Annotated in this window: 1 protein-coding gene; it reads right to left on the reverse strand. The window is 40.8% G+C overall.

Going from position 1 to position 1,071, the window contains the following annotated elements:
* Positions 1–457: 457 nt before the first annotated feature.
* Positions 458–922: a hypothetical protein gene (locus NXR94_RS17130; RefSeq protein ID WP_258105901.1), complete on the reverse strand. Its 465-nt coding sequence runs from the start codon at positions 920–922 to the stop codon at positions 458–460.
* Between the last annotated feature and the right edge of the window lie 149 nt (positions 923–1,071).

Raw genomic sequence — 1,071 nt, forward strand, 5'->3', positions numbered from 1 at the left:
TTTTCAGCTAAAGCTGTTCACCAGGCAGTTGCTACCAACCCTTACTCACCTTCGTAAGCAAGCTTCCAGGCGCACGCCGTTCGTTTAAGCACTGCCAATGGTTCACCGCAAAGCTGAAAACAATCGAGTTTGTAGAAAAGTTCTTCATTCCGCTATTGGTTAATAAAATGTTTAGAAGTTTTTGTAATCAGTTGCGAGAAGAGGAAGAAGGGATTATTCATAATGCTCAGATATGGCGCTGTGGCCTCCGAGCTTTTTTAATACCGATAAAAGTAGCTTATCTGCCGGTGTGATCAAAGTATCAGATTGGCACTGCGTCATGAAGGTTAAAAACTCCCACGAGCAGAGGAAAGTAGAAAGCACTTCAGTTTCTTGGCGGGAGATAAGCGGGATGTTTTGCAGGCACTTTGCAGATGGCTAAGCAAGGCCATGCGCCATCATCGTTTGTTACCACCTTTTATTCAGCTACTTCGTAGTTAAACGTTGTGGTATGATACCTCAGGATTCCATCAATGTCCTTAGTTATTCCGATGATTTCAGTTCCAAATTCGAATTGCCCAGTTTTTCCAGGTTTAAGGGCGATGAACATGGTGTCGTTTCTCACCACAAACTCCTTTTTGCAATTGTCAACCTTGAAGTTGGATGTATCGATTAATGATTCATTAGAAATATTGCAATCAAATATTCCGTTAACCACTTTAAAGTCTGGGTTGGAGGTTACAATACGAAAAATAGCTTCTTCCTTTACTTTAATTGAGTCAGGCTTGATTACCACGAGACTTATTTGCTCAATGGGTTCGCCTTTAATGTTGAGTTCGTTCAAGTTCAGAAGTTGTTTGCCATCTCGGTATTCAGCTACAGGTTCAGAGCACCCCGCTAAAACAATAATTGAAAGAGTAATAAGTTCAAGTTTAGAAATCATGGGATTAGAGCGGGTATAGGTGGTAACCTTTAGCTTCCCTTCCTATAAATATTCCAAGAAACTGAATTTAATAACTTAAAGATAGGAAAGGCAGGTTTTGAACCAAGCGCTAACCAGGATTTGAGACCTATTGGTCGATTTGGTACCTG

The sequence above is a fragment of the Marinoscillum sp. MHG1-6 genome, from assembly GCF_024714475.1.
Lineage (GTDB): Bacteria > Bacteroidota > Bacteroidia > Cytophagales > Cyclobacteriaceae > JAMZMI01.